The following is a 17,749-nucleotide window of genomic DNA, read 5'->3' as shown; positions in this document are numbered from 1 at the left end:
GGCCGCCCGCGCCTCCCTTCGCGCGAGCCTCGCCGTGGCCGCGCTCGCCGGCGTCGCGGCGGCGGCGCTGGGGCTCGCCGGGGTCTTCGCGCCCCTCGACCGGATCGCCTACGACCAGGCGGCGACGCGGCTGCCGGCGCCCGCCGGGCCGTCGCCGGTGGTGATCGTCGCCGTCGACGAGCCCTCCTTCGCCGAGATCGGCCTGCCCTGGCCCTGGCCGCGGAGCCTGCATGCGCGGCTGATCGAGTCCCTGCGCGCCGCCGGCGCCGCGTCCATCGCGGTGGACATCCTGTTCGCCGACCCCTCCGACCCGGCCGAGGACGCGGCGCTCGCCGCGGCGCTGGGGCCCGACGTGACGCTCGCCTGCGACGAGGCGCGGATCGAGACGGCGCAGGGCGTGCTGACCCAGCAGGTGACGCCCGCCCCGGTCTTCGCCGGCCAAGGCGCGCGCTGCGGCGAGGTGGGCCTGCCGCTCGACCCCGACGGGGCGCTGAGGGCGCTGCCGACGGGGCCGGACGCCTTCGCCGCCCAGGCGCTGGCCGGGGCGCCCACGCCGCCGGCCGGCGCGCTGATCGACGTGTCGCGGGCGCCCGGGGCGATGGCGCGGGTCTCGGTCTACCAGGCGCTCGACGCCGCGCGGATGCTGCCGCCGGACCTGCTGCGCGGGCGCGTGGCGCTGGTCGGCTTCGACCTGCGCGCCGGACCCGACGCGACGGAGGCCGGGCCGGACCGGTTCCGCACCGCCTGGACCACGCGGGGCGCCGGCCTCGCCTCGGGCGTCGAGATGCATGCCCGCGCGATCGAGACGCTGGCCCGCGGGCGCTGGACGGTCCCGGCGCCCGGCTGGGCGACGGCGCTGGCGGCGATGGCGGCCGCGGCGGCGGCCGTGGCGCTCGCCCGCCGGGTCCCTCCGCCGGCGGGCGCCGCCGCGGCGGCCGGCGTCGCGCTGGCGGCGGCGGCGGCCTGCGCGGCGGGGCTCGCCGGCGGGGTCTGGCTGGTGCCCGCCGCGCCCGCCTTCGCCGCGCTCGTCGCCGGGCTCGGTCATGCCGGGCTCGACCACGCGCGCGAACGGCTGGCCCGCCGCCGCATCCTGCGCGCCTTCGAACGGTATCTGGCTCCCGAGATGGTGCGCCGCCTGGCCGAGGACCCGGCGGCGCTGCGCCTGGGGGGCGAGCGGCGGACGACGACGCTGATGTTCTGCGACCTGCGCGGCTTCACCACCCTGACCGAGCGCATGAAGGACCGCCCCGAGGCGCTGACCGGGATCCTGAACCGCGCCCTGACCGAGATCGCCGACGCGGTGCTGGAAAGCGGCGGCATGGTCGACAAGTACATCGGCGACTGCGTGATGGGCGTGTGGAACGCGCCCCTCGACCAGCCCGACCACGCCGCAAGGGCCGTCGCCGCGGCGCTGGAGGCCGCCCGCCGCATGGACCGCCTGTCCGCGCGCATCGACGCCGAGGCGCGCGCCGCCGGCCTGCCGCCCATCGGGCTCGCCTGCGGGATCGGGATCGAGAGCGGGGACTGCGTGGTGGGCAACATGGGCTCGGACCGCCGCTTCGACTACACGGCGCTGGGCGATCCGGTGAACCTGGCCGCCCGGCTGGAGGGGCTGACGAAGCGCTACGGCGCGACGGTCCTGGTCGGCGAGGGCGCGGCCGCCCTGGCCGCGGAGGCGGCGGAGGCGCCGGCCCTGGTCGAGCTGGACCTGATCGCGGTGAAGGGCCGGGCGGCGCCGACGCGCATCCACGTGCCGGCCGCGCTCTGGCCCGCCGCCGGGGCGACGACGCTGCAGGCCGAGGCCCTGCGCCTCTACCGCGGCCGCGACTGGTCCGGCGCCGCGGAGCGCTGGCGCAGGCTTGCGGCCCTGGAGCCGGCCGCCGCCGACTACGCCGCCGCGATGATCCGCCAGGCGGAGGCGTTCCGCGCGGCCCCTCCGCCGCCCGACTGGGACGGGTCGGTCGCGGCGGACAGCAAGTAGCCGCGCGGGGCGAACCTGGGATCCGAAGGCCGTGGAAACGGAGGCCGGGCCGAGGCGCCGAACCGGCGCTTCCGGCGGAGGCGAACCCTCGGCCTTTCAATCTCCGCGCTTGGAAAATGATCGAAGGCAACCTTACGGTGGTGTCCGGACCCGCCCGGTGAAGGCGGGCCGGCGGCCCTGCGCGGCCGCCGTCGACAAGACCGCCGGGAGGATGCCGAGGTGAAACACACCACGATCGAAGAGCGCGGCGCGATCCGCGACGCGATCGCCGCGCTGCTGCGCGACCGCAGCGACGAGGCGCAGGTGCGCGCGACGATGGAGACCGAGACGGGCCATGACCCCGCCCTGTGGCGCGAGCTGGCCGCGATGGGCGTCGTCGGCCTGATCGTCGATCCGGAGTTCGGCGGCGCCGGCCTGGGCCCGGTCGAGCTGGAGCTGGTGGCCGAGGCGATGGGCGCGGCGCTGCTCTGCTCGCCCTTCCTGTCCTCTTCGGTGCTGGCCGCCGGGCTGCTCGCCGCCAGCGGCGACCGCGCGGCGCAGGCGGCGCACCTGCCGGGCATCGCCGCGGGCACGACCCTCGCCACCGCCGCGCTGACCTCGGCGCGCGGGGACTGGACGCCGGCGGGCGTCGCGGTCTCGGCCACGGGCGCGGGCGGGACGGCCGCGCTGAGCGGCGTCGCGGACTACGTCACCCACGGCCAGGTCGCCGACCTGCTGCTGGTCGCGGCGCGCACGGATGGGGAGATCGCCCTCTTCGCGCTCCCCGCCGACGCGCCGGGCGTGAGCGTCGCTCCCCTCCCCACCTTCGACCGGACCCTGCGGCTGGCGCGGATCGCCTTCCGCGACGCGCCCGCGACGCGGGTCGGCGCTCCGGGCTGGGCCTCGATCCAGGCGGCGCTCGACCTCGTCCTCGTCGCGATGGCGGGGGAGCAGGCCGGCGGCGCGCGGCGGGTCTTCGACATGACCGTCGACTACGCCCGCGACCGCATCCAGTTCGGCCGGCCCATCGGCAGCTTCCAGGCGATCAAGCACATGGCCGCCGACCGGCTGCTGGACGTGGAGACCGCGATCTCCGCCGCCCGCGACGCCGCCGAGGCGCTGGCCGAGGGCGGGGCGCGCGCCGGGGAGGCCGTGCCGCTGGCCGCCTTCGCCTGCGCCGAGGCCTACGGGCGGGTCGCCGCCGACGCGATCCAGATGCACGGCGGCATCGCCTTCACCTGGGCGCATCCCGCCCACCTCTACCTGCGCCGGGCGCGCGCCACGGCGCAGCTGTTCGGTCCCTCCCCGCTCCACCGCGAGCGCTTCCTGTCCGCGATCGGAGGCTGAGCCATGACCCCTGCATCGACCGCCCCCGCCCCCGACGTCGAGACGCTGCGCGCCGAGGTCCGCGCCTGGCTGGAGGCGAACTGGCGCGACGACCTGCCCCCCATCGAGGACAAGTGGGCCCTGCCCGCCGAGGTGAAGGCCTGGTTCGTGCGCGTGCTCGAGGCCGGCTGGGGCGTGCCCACCTGGCCCGAGAGCTGGTTCGGACGCGGCCTGACCACCGACCAGGCCCTGGTGGTGGACGAGGAATTCGCGCGCGTCGGCGCCCCCGGCGCCCGGCAGGACAAGTCGAACCTCGCCGCCTGCACGATCTTCGACCTGGGCGACGAGGGCCTGAAGCGCGCGATGATCCCCCCGCTGCTGCGCCGGGAGCTGACCACCTGCCTCCTCTACAGCGAGCCTGCCGCCGGCTCCGACCTCGCGGGGATCCGCACGCGCGCGGACCGGGACGGCGAGGACTACGTCGTGAACGGGCAGAAGGTGTGGACCTCGGGCGCCGCCCATGCCGACTACGGGATGCTGATCGCGCGCACCGACTGGGAGGCGCCCAAGCACGCCGGCATCACCTTCTTCATGCTGCCCATGAAGCAGCCGGGGGTCGAGGTCCGCCCCCTGCCCCAGGTCACCGGCGAGGCGCACTTCAACGAGGTCTTCCTCACCGACGCCCGCGTGCCGGCGACCAATGTCGTGGGTCCGCTGAACGGCGGCTGGCGGGTGCTGCAGACCGCGCTCGCCTACGAGCGGGGCGTGATGGGCGAAGGCCCCCGCGGCGCGCGGCGGGAGCGGATCTCGGACGACCTCGTGGCGCTGGCCCGCGCGCAGGGGCGGCTGGACGACCCCGCGCTGCGCCAGGACCTGGCGGGCGTCGTCGCGCTGCGCCGGCTGCTGGCGCTGAACAACGCCCGCGGCAAGGCGGCGCTGGAGCGGGGGGACACCTCCTCCCCCGTGATGTCGCTGGGCAAGCTGGCGATGAGCCGCGTGCTGCACGAGGAGGCGCGGATGCGCACCGCGATCCTGGGCGCGCAGAGCCTGCTGGACGGGCCCGAGCATCCGCTCGCCGACGACGCCAACTTCCTGGCGCTGAACGCCTATTTCACCTCCATCGGCGGCGGCACCGACCAGATCCAGCGCAACATCATCGCCGAGCGCGTCCTGGGCCTTCCGCGCGAGGCGGAGCCGGACCGCGGCCGCCCCTTCCGGGAGGTGCGCAGCGGCTGAGCGCTCCGCGGCCGCGCCGGGCCGGGACGACGCCCCGGCTCGGCGTCCTCGCCTGCGCTCAGTCGGCGAAGCCGCGCTGGATGGGGACGGGGGCGAGCTCGAACTCCTCGGCCCACATCCCCTCGGAGGCGGCGTCGCGGGCGGCGAAGAAGTTGGTCAGCCCGATCGCCACCTGGAAGGAGAAGTCGGTCGAGTAGGCGGACTCGCTCATCGAGCTTCCGGCGGGGATGTTCTGGAACCACTTCATCCACGCCTCGCTCCCCCCCTGGGTCGGAGGGCGCGGGCCGCCGTCGGGCACCGCCCCGTCGGGCACCAGCGAGACCACCGCGGGGTACTGCGCGGCCATGTGGCAGGACATGCAGGAGGTGGTGTTGAGGTCCGCCGGCCCGTTCAGCCGCCCGTTCCAGCCCAGGTGCTGGGGCGGCAGGTCGGGGCTCTCGAAGATCACCGTCTCCTTCAGGTCGGGGTTCGGCTCGGTCTTCGTGGGGGGGAAGGGGGTGGTGCGGTTCGTCGTGTCGTCCGGGTCGTTGCCCCACATCAGCCCGACGGGAACGAGGTTCTCGAACGGGTTCTCGCGGTTCAGGGCGCCGTTGTAGGCGAAGGTGCCGAAGACCCACTGCGTGACCGGCGCCCGGCTGTCGCGCACGGCGACGTCCATCTGCAGCAGGTTCACCTGCGTGACCTCCCGGGTCGCGCCGGTCCAGAAGTCGGGGGTGATGTAGGCCATCCAGGCGAGCGGGTTCTCGAGGAACGGCAGGTCGTCCACGCCCTTGGGCGCATCGGTGAACAGGAGCTTCGCGAACACCGTCCCCTCCGGGAAGCCGCCGCCGTAGCGGGCGTCGGTCACGCGGGGGTCGGGGTTCCGCGGGTCCGCCCACATCCGGCCCAGCAGCCAGCCCGCCTGCTCGTTCACCAGGGTGGTGGCGTAGACGGAATAGCCCCCGTCCTGCCCCAGCTGGCCCGGACCGAGCTGCCCGGGGCTGAGCGGCGCCTCCTTGATCAGGCCGCGGAAGCCCTCGGTGCCGCCGTTGGGCGGATAGGCGGCGGTGGCGGAATGCAGCCACGGCAGGTGATACCAGCGCGCCTCGGCGTTCTGGAACGGGTCCCAGTGCGGCAGGTTGCCGGCGAAGGCGTAGTCGCGCACCGCCATCAGGTAGGCCTGCGGATCGGTGCGGAAGTCGATCTCCATGAAGGCCGGCAGGGCCTCGGGCTTCTCGCTCGGGTAGTCGGTCTTCAGGCGGAAGACGGGCTGGTCGCTCCAGCACTCGTGGTACTCGGAGGCGGAGACCATGAAGCCGAAGTCCGGGAACGGGCCTGGCCGCGCGATGGCGTCGGCGGGGGCGACCTTCGCCGTGGGCATGGTCCCCGGCGGCAGCGGCTTCGTCGCGTTCGACGGGCAGTTCGGGTTCACCGAGGACACGCCCTGCGCGGCCGCCGGTCCGGCGACGACGAGGGCCAGCGCCACGACGAGCGGCGGGCCCGCGCGCCGCGTCCTGCGTCGCGCCGGGGCGTTCGGGGTCTGGAGATGGGTCATGACGGCCTCCATTGGGGCTGCGCTCTTCTTCGGGGCGTGGCTCAGGCGAAGGATGCGGGATCGACCGCGCAGGCCTCGCGCACCGTGTCGACGGTGCACGGGGCGTCGAGACGGAAGAGGCCCGGAAGGCCCCGCTCGAGGCGCGAGGCGCGCACCGCCCCCTTCACCGCGAGGAACACGCTGGTCGCCAGCACCAGCGGCGGCTCGCCGACCTCCTTGGAGGACAGGACGCCCGCATCCGGCGCCGGCGGGAACGGCACCAGGTCGCGCGGGAACAGGCGCACGTTCATCTCGAGCGGGATGGTGGTGACCGCGGGCGGCTTGTAGCGCCAGGTGTTGAGCGTGTTGAGCCGCCCCGCCTCCGGCCCGTCGGGCTGGAAGGCGAGCCGCTCGGTCAGCACGTAGCCGATCCCCTGCACGAAGGCGCCCTCGACCTGGCCGATGTCGACGGCGGGGTTCAGGCTCCAGCCCATGTCGTAGGCGATGTCGGACGAGAGGATCTTGGTCTCGCCGGTCAGCACGTCCACCTCGACCACCGAAGCCGCGGCCGAGTAGGTGAAGCCCACGAAATTGTCGAACGCGCCGCCGTTGGCGTCGGGGTCGGATTCGTAGCCCGGGATCTTCGGCTGCAGGTCGTGGGGCTTGTATTCCACCGCCGGCGTGGGCGTGTCGCCGCCCGCGATCGGCGCGGTGAAGGCCGCGGTCAGCCCGACCCGGTTGGCGTAGGCCATCGCCACCAGCTTCTGCCAGATCAGCCCGTCGCCGGCCGCGGTCTCGGCCCGCCAGCCCTCGGCCCCGTGGTTCCACCAGTCGATGCCCTGGGCGCGGCACCACTCGTCCCCGTTCTCGGTCAGCATCTTCTGGGCGAACTCCATCAGCCGCCCGCGCATCTGCGCGCACAGCCGCCGCACCGCCTCGCCGTTGTAGGCCGTGCCGGTCGAGCCGCCGGTCGAGGTCGGGTTGGGCACCACCGCGGTGCGCGGCGCCTCGATCACGATCATCTCCATCGGCAGGTTCAGCACGTAGGCCGCGACCTGGCGCATCTGGGTCAGCAGGCCCTGCCCCATCTCGACGCCGCCCTGGTGGATGATCACCGTGCCGTCGGCCTGGTAGATCGAGATCACCGCCGTCGCCTGCTCGAGCATCGCGAGGTTGTAGCCCGAGCCGTACTTGACCGGCAGCATGGCGATGCCGCGCTTGCGCCAGCGGTTCGCGGCGTTGAAGGCCTCGACCTCGGCGCGCTTCGCGTCGTAGCCGATCTCGGTCTTCAGCCAGTCCCAGACCTCGCGGATGTAGCAGAACGACAGCGCCTGCCCGAAGGGCGTGACGTCGCCGCGCTGGTAGAGGTTCTTCTCGCGCACCGCCTCGGCGGTCATGCCCACCGCGAAGGCGGCGTCGTCGATGGCGCTTTCCAGGATGATCTTGCCCTGGATGTCGCCGAAGGCGCGGAAGGCGGTCGAGGGCGCGGTGTTGGTGCGGCAGACGTCGATCTGGTTGCGGAAGTTCTCCACCCGGTAGGCGTTGTCGATCCGGGTCTGGATGCAGTTCGAGACGATGAAGGAGCAGTCGTAGAACGCTCCCCCGTCGCCATACATGCGGTTGTCGAAGCCGCGGATCAGGCCGCGGTCGTCGGGGTTCGTCTCGCCCGCGTCGATCGCCACCTGGTACTGGCCGTAATAGGCGTGGCGCTTGCCGATCATCGCGGTGTCGCGCTCGCGGTCGAGCGCGAGGCGCACCGGGCGCTTCATGGCGCGGGCCGCGACCGCGGTCGGGCCCACGACGAAGCGGGTCTGCTCGGTCTTGCCGCCGAAGCCGCCGCCCACCTGGGGCACGTCGACCTGGACGTGGTTGTACATCGCCCCCAGCGCCATGGCGGCGGTCTGGTGCATCTCCATCGGGCTCTGGGTCGAGGGGCGCAGCACCATGCGCCGGTCGTCCATCAGCTCGGCCACCGCGGCCTGCGGCTCCATGTAGAAGTGGATCTGCGCGCCCGCCGACTGGGCGCCCCCGACGATCCGGCAGGCGACGCCGTCGACCGTGCCGGGGCGCACGAAGGACTCGCGGTCCAGGGGATCCTCGACCGCCTGCACCCAGTCCAGCCGGCTGCCCGGCCGCACGATCCGCCAGATGTGGGAGACGAAGTTCTGCCGCTTGGGCCAGTCGGGGAAGATCGAGCCGACGCGGATCGCGTCCTCCAGCGTCAGGACCGGGCGGCTCCACCACTCCGGCTCGCCGGGCCGGGGCGCCCGCTCGCGCCAGGTCACGCAGCTCGCCGAGACGTAGTCCGCGATCCGCTCGGCCGTCTGCGGGTCGTCGGCCCCGATCAGCGCCAGGCACTGGCCCACGTAGTCGACCGTGCCGTCGGCGAAGACCGGCTGGTCCGCGCCCATGCCCTGCAGGTTCACGCCGCCGTCGGGAATGTCCTGAGCGGTGATTATGTCGATGAACCCGGGGAAGGTCGCGCTCAGGTGGTCGCGCAGGCGCGCCACGCTCGTCGTCTCCTCGCCCGGCACGCGCCAGGAGAAGTCCGCCAGCGCCCGCGCGCTCTGCGCCAGCGAGGCGAAGACCGTCAGCGGCGGCACGGCCAGCTCATGGGCGTAGTGGACCTGCCCCGAGGTCTGGTCCATCGCCATGTGCTTGATGTAGGGCACGCCGACCGGCTGCTCGAAGCTGCGGGATTTCCAGGACTGGCGCCCGTCGCTGACCGGCCAGCGGCCCCAGGCCGTCTCGGCGACCGAGGCGACGTCGGGCGGAACCGCGCCGCCCGTGCGCACGATCGCGTTCACCAGCGTCTTGAACACGTAGGAGACGGCGAGCTGCACCCGGTAGGCGTCCGGCACGCCCTCGCTCGGCAGGCCCGCCATGCGGTCGCGCCAGCGGGCGAGCTCGGCCTCGGTCTCGGCGCGGATCGACTCGGCCAGCGCCGGCGCCGAGGCCAGCGTCAGCGGCAGCGCGCGCATCAGCGCCTCGGTCTTGCCGGCGCGCCAGGGGAACGGGGCGACGCCGCCGAAGACCAGAACCGCCGCCGACACCGCCTGGCCCGCGACCGACAGGCGCGAGGCGGCGTTGACCAGGCTGTGGGCGTTCACCTCCCGCAGGGCGGTCTTCTGCGGCAGCAGCAGGTCGCCCCCCGCCTGAGCCGGCAGGTGGAAGGCCAGCAGCACCAGCGCGTCCGGCAGGCCCGGATCGGCGGCGCAGGCCGCGACCAGCGCCTCGACCGTGCTCCGCCCAGGCGCCCCGTCGACCTGGCGGGCGTCGAGGTGCTCGACCTCCGCCCCCACCCCGACCAGCGCGGTGGCGAGGTCCGAGGGGAACGGCTCCCCCTTCGCGATATGGTGCAGGACCAGCATCAGGTTGCCGCCGATCGTGGCCGCGTTGCGCACGATCCGCCCCGCCGTGCGCATCGCCATGTGGTGCAGCGCGCCGAGCGCCGTGCCGACCGGATAGAGCCGGTCGCCGTCCGGCCCCGTCTCGACCTCGCCGCGCGCCTCCATCTGCGCTTCCAGCAGCGCGATCAGGTCGGTGTAGGTCATCGAGGCGGCGACCCGCAGCGCCGTCTCGGCGATCTCCGTCGGCGGGCTCAGCTCCGGCAGGCCGCGGACGTCGATCAGAACGCAGGCGTCCTCGTATTCCTCCTTGTAGATCCCGAAGGAGGTGTTGGCCGAGACCAGCCGACGCGCCGACGGATCGCCCTCGCGCATCATCGCCAGCAGGGCGGCGACGTCTGCGGGCGTGCGCCAGGCCTGCCGGGGGCCGGTCACGTCGACCGGCTGCGGCGGGGCCTTGGCGGCCTCGGGGAACGGGATGACGATGCTCGACGCCGGCTTCTGCGAGGCCGCGTCGTCGTCGAGCACGCATTTCATCCGGGCGGCCTCGTCCGCCTCGGTCCAGTCCGAGGCGAAGGTCTTCATCGCGGTCAGGATCGGCCGGTAGCCGGTGCAGCGGCACAGGTTGCCGTCCAGCGCCTGCTCGATCTCGCGCTTGGTGGCCCGGGGGTTGCTGGACAGGAACTCGGACATGTTCATCACGAACCCGACCGAGCAGTAGCCGCACTGGCTGCCGTTGTTCGCCGCCAGCCGCCAGGCGACGAGGTTCATCCCCTCGTGCTCGACCTCGGAGGGGTGCGGCTCGGCCTCCGGCGCCAGCGTCGCCGAGACCTCGGCGGGGCCGTCGGCGCAGGCCTTCACGGCGGCCAGCACCGCCTCGCGCTTGTCCTCGGCGGCGTCGCGGGCGGCCTGCAGGCGCGCGGACTGGACGCCGGGGGCCGGCGCGTGGCGGCTGTAGACCTCGGCGTGATGCAGGCTGGGCGGGTTGGGCTTGCGCGCCGCGCCGGTGCCCTCGATCGTGGTCACCGACAGCCCGTCCAGCGCGCAGACCGGGCGCAGGCAAGAATTCACTGCGCGGTGCTCGACCTCGCCCCGACCCTCGTCCCAGCGGGACAGGATCACGGTGCAGCCGCCGCAGCCGCCCTGGCCGCAGGGCTTCTTGGGCCCGGCCAGTCCGACCTGCGGCGAGCGCAGCCAGTCGATCAGCAGGAGATCCGGGTCCGGATCGGACAGGGCGACCCTGCGCCCGTTGAGAAAGAAAGTGACCTGCGAGCTGGACACGCGCTTCGCTCCCCCCGCCGGGCGATACGCAGCCCGGCTGTTCTGCGGGGAGGGCCGTGCGGACCGTCGTCCACGTCCGGCCGGCGCCCCCCGATGCACTTGGCCGAAGATGAACAACGCTTGAATTTCAAAGCGTTAAGATATTCCCCGGCGGAAGGGAGCCTGCGCCGAGACGAACGCAGGGTCAACAAGCATCGCTCGGTTCGCGCTCTGATTGCGCGCCCGGAGCGAGGGCGCGGGGGGCCCGCAACGGCGCCGGAGACGCGCGTAGCACGGCGCAGGCGGCGCCCCTCCGCGGCCTGGATCCTGGCCCGTCCATGGCCGGGACCGAATGCGGATCGCCTGCGCGGCGCCGGGGGATCGCAACCCGTTCCCCCGGCCGCTCCCCGTCAGCCGTCGCGCAGGATGCGCACCGGCGTGCCCTTGTAGGCCGGCGTCTGGGAGTTCTTCTCGCAGTAGTCCAGCGGCACCAGCGGATTGAGCTCGGGGTAATAGCCCGCCACGCAGCCCGGGGGCAGGTCGTAGGCGGTCAGGGTCAGGCCCCCGACCCGGCGGTCATGACCGTCCTCGACCGCGCAGACGAGGGCGACCGAGGCGCCCTCCTCCAGCCCCCGCCGCTCGATCTCGTCGCGGTTCATCAGCACCACCATCCGGCTGCCCTCCAGCCCCCGCAGCCGGTCGGAGAAGCCGTAGATCGTGGTGTTGAACTGGTCGTTGGAGCGCAGGGTGATGAGGGTCATCTCCTCCCCCTTCGGCGCCTCGCCCAGTGCCGAGAGCGTCGTGGGCGCGGTGAACCGCGCGCGGCCGTCGTCGGTCTTCCAGTCGCGCTCGCGCGCGGGGTTGCCGCGGTAGAAGCCGCCGGGCTGGAACAGGCGCGCGTTGAAGTCGGCGAAATCGTCGGGGAAGGTCTCGGCGATCAGGTCGCGCACCTGTTCGTGGTTCTGCGACCACGCCCGCCAGCGCAGCTTCGGGTTCGCCGGCAGCGTCGCCTCCGCCAGCCCCGCCACGATCGCGGTTTCCGAGCGGACCTCCGGCCCCGGCGGCTCGGCGCGCCCCAGCGAGCCGTAGATGTGGGAGAACGTGTCCTCCATCGACGTCGCCTGCACGCCCGAGGGCTGCAGGTTCTGGTCGGTGCGCCCCAGGCAGGGGAGGATATAGGCCACCTCCCCCGGCGCGAGATGGGAGCGGTTGGGCTTGGTCGCGATGTGAACCGAAAGGCGCAGCGACGGCCAGGCGGCCTCGATCCGCTCGCGGTCCGGCAGGGCGCGCAGGAGGTTGCCGCCCAGCGAGACGACGGCGCGCACCCGCCCCTCCAGCAGGGCCTGGCAGGCGTGGACGGCGTTCATGCCCTCCTCCTCCGGCGGCTCGATCCCGAACTGGGCGCGCAGGCGGTCGGCGGGCATGTGGGCGGACTTCTCCCCCACCCCCACCGTGCGCTGGCCCTGCACGTTGGAGTGGCCGCGCACCGGCGAGATGCCGGTCCCCGGCCGCCCGATGGCGCCGCGCATCAGCAGCAGGTTCACCAGCATCCCGAGGTTCAGCCAGCCGTTCACATGCTGGGTCAGGCCCATGCCGTAGATGCCGATGGGCCGCTCGGCCGAGAGGTAGATCTCCGCCGCCCGCTCGATCATCGCGCGGGTCAGGCCGGCGTGGACCTCGATCTCCGCCCAGGGGGCGGCGCGCACCGCGGCCTCGGTCTCGGCCCAGCCGGAGGTCTCGGCGTCGATGAAGGCGCGGTCCAGCACCGTGCCGGGGGCCGCGTCCTCGGCGTCGAGCACGCATTTCATCAGGCCGGTCAGCACCGCCACGTCGCCGCCGGGACGGACCTGGAAATATTCCTCCGAGATCTTCGTGGCAGAGCCCACGGTCATCTGCACGATGTCCTGAGGGTCCACGAACTCGATCAACCCGCGTTCGCGCACCGGGTTGAAGGTGACGATCCGGCAGCCCCGCGCGACCGCGGCCTTCAGCACGTGCAGGAAGCGGGGGCTGTTGGTCCCGGTGTTCTGGCCGAAGAAGAAGATCGCGTCGCAGCTCTCGAAATCCTCGAGCGTGCAGGTCCCGACCGGGGTGCCGATGAAGCTCTTGAGGTTCACCGAGGTCGTCTCGTGGCACATGTTCGACGACTGCGGCAGGTTCTGGTGGCCCATGGCGCGGGCGAAGAGGGCGTAGAGGTAGGACGCCTCCAGCCCCGCGTGGCCCGAGGCGTAGAACACCGCCTGGCGCGGGTCCGGCAGGGCCGCCAGCTCCCGCCCGATCTCGGCGAAGGCCTCCGCCCACGAGACGGGGCGATAGCGGTCGGCGGCCGCGTCGTAGCGCAGCGGGTGGGTCAGGCGGCCGGCCTTTTCGAGGTCGTGGTCATGCCAGCCGCGCAGCTCGGCGACGGGGTGGTCCTCGAAGAAGGCGGGGTCGGCGCGCGCCTCGTCCAGCTCCCACAGGGTGGCCTTGGCGCCGTTCTCGCAGAACTCGAACCGGTGGGGCCTGGCGGGCTTGGCCCAGGCGCAGGAGGAGCACATGACCCCGCCCGGCTTGTTGAGCTTCGACAGGATCGAGAGGGCCCGGCCGTTCGCGTCGACCTCTCCGAAGATGCGGGCGACGCCGCGCAGGGAGCCCCAGCCCCCGGCCGCGTCGCCGTCGAAGGGCGTGTCGGGGTCCTGGGCGGCGGGATCGTGGCGGGATCCGGGGCGGGGGGCGTCGGAGGAGGCCATGGGCGGGTCCTTCCTTGCTGGGTCCCGTCGTCGGCTGCGGCGGCGGGGGCCGGGGTGAAGCCGCCCGGCGGGGCGGCGGAAGAGGCGCGCGCGGCTACATCTGCGCGTGCTGGTTGAAGAGGATCCAGATCGTGCCGCCGACCATCAGCGCCACCACCAGGAACGAGAACAGGACCAGCAGCAGGTCGTCGCGATGCGAGCGCTGCAGGTCGATGTGGAGGAAGAAGCGGAACTGGGCGATCACGTGCACGGCGGCGAGCGCCCCCAGCCAGCCCAGCGCCGGGAGGCCGGAGACGAGCTCGAACCGCACCAGCCCGAAGGCCGCCAGCACCAGCGCCAGCGAGACCGCCCCGCCCGTCAGAAGGCGGCGCAGGTCGCGCCGCGCCTCGGCGTCGCTCTCGTGGAGGGAGGCCTCGTCATGCGGGGCGGCGTCGGGGCGGTCGTCGCGGCTGTCTTCGGGGCGGCGGGTCATGCGGCGGCTCCCACCAGGAAGACGAAAGTGAAGATGCCGACCCAGACCACGTCGAGCATGTGCCAGAACAGCGCCAGCCGCATCAGGCGCAGCTTCACCGGCGCCACGACGCCCCGCGTCGCGACCTGCACCGCGAGGACGGCCATCCAGATCAGGCCCGCGGCCACGTGCACGAAATGCGTGCCCGTCAGCAGCCAGTGGGCCGAGAGGAACCCGCTGACCTGGGGGGCGGCGCCGAGCTCGGTCGCCATCCTCACGAAGTCCCGCCCCTCCAGCGCCAGGAACCCCAGCCCGCAGGCGGCGGTGACGGCGAGCCAGGCGAGCACCGGCCCGCGCCGCTCCCGGTGCTTCATGGCCAGCGAGGCGAAGCCGACGGCGACGGTGGAGGCGAGCAGCAGCAGCGTCTCGGCGAAGGCGGGGCCCAGCGCCGCCACGTCCCGGGGGCCGGGGCCGCCGGCGACGCCATGCACGCTCATCGAGGCGTAGGTGGCGAAGAGGATGGCGAACAGCACCAGGTCGCTCATCAGGAAGATCCAGAAGCCGAACAGGATCTCCTCCGCCGCGCGGTGGGTGTCGGCGTCGGTGCGGCCCAGGTTGAGGCCGGGGTGGAGGTTGCGCGCGCTCATCGGGCGGCCCTCGGCGCGGCGGCGGCGGCGGGGCGCGGGGCGGGATCGGCGAACAGCTCCGACGGGTCGGCCTTGCCGCGGTTGGCGGGCGTGAACTCGGCGTCCCGTCCCACGGCGGGCGCGGCGTCGAGCGCGGCGAGGAAGCGCTCATGCTCGGCCTGCACGCGGGCGGCGGGGATGACTTCCGTGGTGGTCTGCGCGAAGGCGCGCGCGGTCACCACCGCCCAGCCGGCCGCGAGGCTCAGGGCCGCCAGCCACCACATCCACCAGGTCAGCGCGAAGCCGCAGACCGCGGCGCAGAGGCCCAGCAGCGGCGCCGCGGCGGTGTTGCGCGGCATCTCGATATCCTCGTAGCGCGCGGGCCGGGGCCAGGGCTCGCCCCGGCGCTTGGCCTCGAAGAAGGCGTCGCGATCCTCGACCTTCGGGATCACGGCGAAGTTCCACTCCGGCGGCGGCGAGGGGACCGACCACTCCAGCGTGCGCCCGTTCCAGGGATCGCCCAGCGGCGAGGCGAGCTCCGCCCGCCGCCGGACCGAGACGACGAGCTGCACGGCGAGGCACGCGACGCCCGCGAGGATCAGCAGCGCGCCCCCCAGCGCGACCGCGAGCCAGGGCGTGTAGGCGGGGTCGGACCACATCGCCATGCGCCGCGGCGCGCCCATCAGCCCCAGGCCGTAGAGCGGCAGGAACGCCAGCAGGAAGCCCGGGCCCAGGCACCAGAAGGCGGCGCGGCCCCAGCCCTCGTGCAGGCGGAAGCCGAAGGCCTTGGGGAACCACAGCTGCACGCCCGCGAACATCGCGAACAGCACGCCCGGGATCAGCATGTTGTGGAAATGCGCCACCAGGAACAGCGAGTTATGGACCTGGTAGTCGATCGTGGGGTTGGCCAGCAGCACGCCCGTCAGCCCGCCGATCACGAAGGCGGCGAGGAAGAAGACCAGGAACAGCATCGGGGTCGCGAAGCGGATCCGCCCGCCGACCATGGTCAGCAGCCAGTCGTAGACCTTCACCCCCGTGGGCACGCCGATCACCATGGTGGCGATGCCGAAGACCGCGTTGATCGCGGCGTCCTGGCCCATGGTGAAGAAGTGGTGCAGCCAGACCGTGAAGCTGAGCACCGCGATGCACATGGTCGCGTAGACCAGGCTGCGGTAGCCCCACAGGCGCTTGGCCGCGAAGATCGCCGCCACCTCGGACCAGACGCCGAAGGCGGGCAGGATCAGGATGTAGACCTCCGGGTGCCCGAACAGCCAGAACAGGTTGGCGTAGTTCATCATGTCGCCGCCGGCGGCGTTGGTGAAGAAGTGGAAGCCCGCCGCCCGGTCCAGCGCCAGCATCGCCGTGCAGGCGGTCAGCGGCGCCATCGCGAAGATCATCAGGATCGAGGTGCACAGCGCCGTCCAGCAGAACAGCGGCATGCGGAACAGCCCCATCCCCGGCGCCCGGCGCTTGTAGAGCGTGACCGCGAAATTCAGCCCCGTCAGGGTCGAGCCGATGGAGCTGAGCGACACCGCCCAGATCCAGTAGTCGACCCCCGGCCCGGGGCTGACCGTCGCCTCGGTGAAGGGCGCGTAGCCGGTCCAGCCGCCGGTCGAGAAGTCCCCCACGACCAGGCTGACCAGCATCAGCGCCGCCCCCGCCGCCGTCAGCGCCAGCGACACGGCGTTGAGCAGCGGAAAGCTCACGTCCCGCGCCCCGATCTGCAGGGGCATCACGAAGTTGATCAGCCCCGTCAGCAGCGGCATCGCGACGAAGAAGATCATGATCGTGCCGTGGGTGGAGAAGAGCTGCGCGAAATGCTCGGGCGTCAGGAACCCCGGCTCGCCCACCGCGGCCATCTGCTGGGCGCGCATCAGCGCCGCCTCGATCAGCGCGCGCACGAACATCGCGAGGCCGAGGACCATGTACATGATCCCGATCTTCTTGTGGTCGAGGCTGGTCAGCCAGTCCCGCCACAGCGTCCCCCAGCGCCCCGTCGCGGTCAGCCACGCCGCGACCGCGAGGGCCGCCAGGACCTCGACCGCGCCCGCCCCCGCCGCGATCCCCTGGCTGAGCGTCGGCTCCCGCCAGGCGCGCAGGAACACCAGCGAGGACCAGTCGAGCCGGCCCAGCAGGTCCGCCCAGCTCATCGCGCGCCCTCCCCGCCCGGCGGGGGCGCCTCGCCCCGGGTCGCCGCCAGGACCTGGTCGAACAGCCCCGCGGGATAGGCGGAGAAGACGCGCGGAGCTTCCGCGGCCGGCGGGGCGGACAGGGCGGCGTAGGCCTCGGGGCTCATCGTGGGCGCTTGGGCGCGGGTCTGCGCGAGCCAGGCCTCGAACCGCTCGGGCGGCTCGACGGCCACGGCGAAGCCCTCCCGCGGGAAGCCGGGGCCGTCGTACTGCATGTTGCGTCCCTCGAAGGTTCCGACCTGGTCGGCGCGCAGGTTCAGCCGCGTCGCCATCCCGCCCATGGCGTAGACCTGCCCCGCCAGCCGCGGGATCGCGAGCGAGCGCATCACGCCCGAGGAGGTCAGCTCCAGCGTCACGGGACGGCCCCGGGGCAGCACCAGCCGGTCGAGGCTGGCGACGCCCTGCGCGGGGTAGAGAAACAGCGAATGGCGGTCGAGCATCACCGCCCGCACTTCCAGCGGCGCGGGGCCGAGCGGCGCCTGGGGGTCGAACTCCATCGTGCGGCGCCAGAGCTGGGTTCCCAGCACCACCAGCACCACCGCCGGCACGCCCCAGACCACCGCCTCGACGGCGCGGGAGCCGCTCCAGTCCGGCCGCCAGGGCCCCCGGCCCCCGCGCCGCCAGGTCCACAGCACCACCGGCAGGGCGAGGAAGAGGGGCGCGCAGACGGCGAGCATCACGAGGGTCACGAAGCGGAAGTGGTCGGCCTGGGCCGCGGCCACGGGCCCGGCGGCGTCGAAGAAGCCGGGCCGCCAGGCGCAGCCCCCGAGCGGCACGGCCGCGAGCGCCGCCATCCCGGCCCGCGCCGCCCCGGCGAGGCCCGGGCGGGGCCGCGGCGAGGCGGGCTCGCCTCCTGCCCCCCCTGCGTCGACCTGCGTCGCGGCGGGGGCGGTGGGGAGGACGGACATGCGACGGGGGCTCCGGCTGACGGCTGACGGCGGCCAAGCGCGCGAACGGCGCTGGAGCTCCAAGGTGGCGCCGGGGATGACGAAACCAAGGCCCCGCGGCGCCAAGCCCGCGGCGCGGCCCGACGCATCGCCGCAGGCCGCGCCGGAGAGAGGAGGCGGAGCGAGCGGAGACGTCGCCCGGGCGGCGCCGGGCCGACCCGGCGG

The 17,749-nt window shown here is 73.7% G+C and carries 10 protein-coding genes; 3 read left to right on the top strand and 7 right to left on the bottom strand.

Features of this window, described 5'->3' with window-relative positions:
- The first annotated feature begins 34 nt into the window (after positions 1-34).
- From P2H44_RS22425 to P2H44_RS22415, 3 genes are all read left to right on the top strand, one after another.
- Complete coding sequence (locus P2H44_RS22425) at positions 35-1,981, top strand: adenylate/guanylate cyclase domain-containing protein (protein ID WP_275767249.1); 1,947 nt, start codon at positions 35-37, stop codon at positions 1,979-1,981.
- A 219-nt stretch (positions 1,982-2,200) separates the two neighbouring features.
- Entirely contained in the window at positions 2,201-3,307 is a 1,107-nt protein-coding gene (locus tag P2H44_RS22420; RefSeq protein WP_275767247.1) for an acyl-CoA dehydrogenase family protein, read from the top strand.
- Positions 3,308-3,310: 3 nt separating this feature from the next.
- Positions 3,311-4,522 (top strand): acyl-CoA dehydrogenase family protein, encoded by a 1,212-nt coding sequence (locus P2H44_RS22415; protein ID WP_275767245.1) that lies wholly within the window; start codon positions 3,311-3,313, stop codon positions 4,520-4,522.
- Between the two features lie 58 nt (positions 4,523-4,580).
- Here the strand turns inward: P2H44_RS22415 and P2H44_RS22410 are convergent, their stop codons facing one another.
- The 7 genes from P2H44_RS22410 to P2H44_RS22380 form a co-directional block, all read right to left on the bottom strand.
- Positions 4,581-6,056, bottom strand: coding sequence for a hypothetical protein (locus tag P2H44_RS22410; RefSeq protein WP_275767244.1), 1,476 nt, complete (start codon positions 6,054-6,056; stop codon positions 4,581-4,583).
- A 41-nt stretch (positions 6,057-6,097) separates the two neighbouring features.
- On the bottom strand, positions 6,098-10,663 hold the full coding sequence (locus tag P2H44_RS22405; RefSeq protein WP_275767243.1) for a molybdopterin cofactor-binding domain-containing protein: 4,566 nt from the start codon (positions 10,661-10,663) through the stop codon (positions 6,098-6,100).
- Positions 10,664-11,052: 389 nt separating this feature from the next.
- On the bottom strand, positions 11,053-13,371 hold the full coding sequence (locus P2H44_RS22400; protein WP_275767242.1) for an FdhF/YdeP family oxidoreductase: 2,319 nt from the start codon (positions 13,369-13,371) through the stop codon (positions 11,053-11,055).
- Positions 13,372-13,465: 94 nt separating this feature from the next.
- Positions 13,466-13,843 carry a cytochrome o ubiquinol oxidase subunit IV gene (locus tag P2H44_RS22395; RefSeq protein WP_275767240.1) on the bottom strand — a complete coding sequence of 126 codons (378 nt, stop codon included), beginning with the start codon at positions 13,841-13,843 and terminating at the stop codon, positions 13,466-13,468.
- Complete coding sequence (locus tag P2H44_RS22390) at positions 13,840-14,469, bottom strand: cytochrome c oxidase subunit 3 (RefSeq protein WP_275767238.1); 630 nt, start codon at positions 14,467-14,469, stop codon at positions 13,840-13,842. Before P2H44_RS22390 ends, P2H44_RS22395 begins: the two co-directional genes overlap by 4 nt.
- On the bottom strand, positions 14,466-16,598 hold the full coding sequence (locus P2H44_RS22385; protein ID WP_275767236.1) for a cbb3-type cytochrome c oxidase subunit I: 2,133 nt from the start codon (positions 16,596-16,598) through the stop codon (positions 14,466-14,468). The genes P2H44_RS22390 and P2H44_RS22385 overlap by 4 nt, the downstream gene beginning before the upstream one ends.
- Positions 16,595-17,545: a COX aromatic rich motif-containing protein gene (locus P2H44_RS22380; RefSeq protein WP_275767234.1), complete on the bottom strand. Its 951-nt coding sequence runs from the start codon at positions 17,543-17,545 to the stop codon at positions 16,595-16,597. The genes P2H44_RS22385 and P2H44_RS22380 overlap by 4 nt, the downstream gene beginning before the upstream one ends.
- Positions 17,546-17,749: the final 204 nt, after the last annotated feature.

The organism is Albimonas marina, from assembly GCF_029223255.1.
Classification (GTDB): Bacteria; Pseudomonadota; Alphaproteobacteria; order Rhodobacterales; family Rhodobacteraceae; genus Albimonas.
The sequence above is the reverse complement of the archived record's forward strand: the minus strand, read 5'-3'. Positions and strand labels throughout refer to the sequence as shown.